3 protein-coding genes are annotated in these 1,809 nt (G+C 66.2%); 2 read left to right on the top strand and 1 reads right to left on the bottom strand.

From position 1 onward, the window contains the following. Positions 1-296 precede the first annotated feature (296 nt). Positions 297-683 carry a hypothetical protein gene (locus tag BLW43_RS24145; protein WP_093257192.1) on the top strand — a complete coding sequence of 129 codons (387 nt, stop codon included), beginning with the start codon at positions 297-299 and terminating at the stop codon, positions 681-683. Next, on the top strand, positions 683-1,069 hold the full coding sequence (locus tag BLW43_RS22630; RefSeq protein WP_093257194.1) for a hypothetical protein: 387 nt from the start codon (positions 683-685) through the stop codon (positions 1,067-1,069). Before BLW43_RS24145 ends, BLW43_RS22630 begins: the two co-directional genes overlap by 1 nt. Positions 1,070-1,306: 237 nt before the next feature. Here the strand turns inward: BLW43_RS22630 and BLW43_RS23280 are convergent, their stop codons facing one another. Next, positions 1,307-1,681, bottom strand: coding sequence for a hypothetical protein (locus BLW43_RS23280; protein ID WP_139284210.1), 375 nt, complete (start codon positions 1,679-1,681; stop codon positions 1,307-1,309). Positions 1,682-1,809 lie beyond the last annotated feature (128 nt).

A 1,809-nucleotide genomic window follows, 5' to 3' on the forward strand; every position in this document is an offset into this window, starting at 1 on the left:
GTGTCGATGCGCCCGAGATTGGCGACGACCCGCAGACGGGGCTTGCCGGCCTCGTTGCGGAAGGACTCCATGATCTGGAGGTAGCGCCGGCCGCCATTCTCAGTGATGCGCGTGAACATGGCATGCAGGATAGCGCCCTACCTGCATTGCCGCCAGTAGGTAAAGAGCCTGCGCATGTAACTACACGCTATCCGCGGAAATCGCCGCTCGCAGACACTAACCCTTTGAAATCACGTCGGCGTCATCGCCAGCTGCGGAGCTCTTCCGTCGGGAACTGTCGAACTCCGGAATCCTCCATGTTCCCCGAAATGCTTCCGCGCGCTCTGCTCCAGCGCGCAGCCGAGGCCGAGGCCTTCGCCGACTGGCTGCGCGACGGCGAAGCCCTGCTCGACGCGGCCGATCTGCTCGGCGGCCCGCTCTGGCGCGACCGCGCCGAGACCGTCGTCGCCGGGCTCCGCGACGGCGACGCCGCCTCCCGGCATCTCCCCGCCCTGCGCCGTGTGTCCGCGCTGCTCACGCTGCGCTTCGTCGACGATCCCTTCAGCCCGGAGGCCCGGCGCTTTGCCGGGATCCATCCCGATCACCCGCGCGCCGACAACGCGCGGCGCTGCGCCGAGCGGATGGTCCGCGGCGTCGCGCTCCTCACGCGTCTATCGGCCTCCTCAGTCGAGGAGGCTGCGTGATGGGCGCCGTGATCACCGAGCGGGTCGGCGTCGCTGACGCGCGTCTGGCGGCCATCCAGGCCGGTCGCTGGCTCGTCATCCTAGGCGTTCGCCTGCGGCCGCAGGCGCGCCCGATCAGCCGCTGGACGCCGTGCTACGCGGCGCTTCTCTGCGACGACGCGCCCGACGCCCAGCGCCTCGCGACCTGCCGCCTGTATCTCGACGCCGTCCGCGTCCAGGCCGCGCAGGAACGCTGGGTCTGGGAGGCCGACCACAACGCCAGCGCGGTCGAGGAGGCGGAGCGCCCTTGGCGGACGACCGAACGCGGCATGGCGCTATGCGCCATCGCGCGCCTCCTGGAGACTGCGATCGCCGGCATGGAGGTCGCAGAGAGGTTGTCGCGCTGATCCGACAACTGCCCGAGCCGCTCAAGAGCGGCTCGGCGCCTTCGGCGCGCCATCTGGGATCCCCTGCAGCCGGCGCTACGATCTCGCCACAAGCATCACGCGCTTGACGTGAGCCTGCGCCCGAACCCCGTCCATGCCATACTACCGCCTGTTGAAACTCGCTGAGGTTCATGGGTGATCAGGATTGGACCAGCCATCTGAACGGTGGCCCCTACAGATGGAGTTCGATGACTCGGATCAGCCTCGCGCGGTCAATTGCTTAAAGACGTCGCGAATTGGCCTCTTTGCCGGACCTATGAGCTTCACGAGTTCAAGCTCCCAATCACCGCGCTTCCAGCTGCGCAACCCCACCTGACCATCGACATATCGCCGCTGGAGCGATCCGACATCCGCAGAAAAGACTTTGTTATGCCCCATGATCGCGACGTCGATTACCGCGACTTCCTCAGCCTCGCGCCTATAAAGCCATACTTTGACCGAGAAGTCGCTGAACCGCGCGATAGCGCTGAGTCCATGACTCAATGACCCGTCCAGTTGCCCATGCTGATAGACACCGCCGATAAGCTTCGGGACGAGTACCCTAAGCGCGGTGTCGCGGCTGCGCGAGCGCACGTCCTCAACGGCAAGCGCCTTTGGGAGCCGAATGACTCTGTTGAGCAAATCACGGCTGGGCCGGATTTCCCCTTTCCCCGGACGGACTCATCCTATGGCTTCGGTGACGGGTATGCCGAGGGCGGTGA

Source organism: Rubrimonas cliftonensis (assembly GCF_900107585.1).
Classification (GTDB): Bacteria; Pseudomonadota; Alphaproteobacteria; order Rhodobacterales; family Rhodobacteraceae; genus Rubrimonas; species Rubrimonas cliftonensis.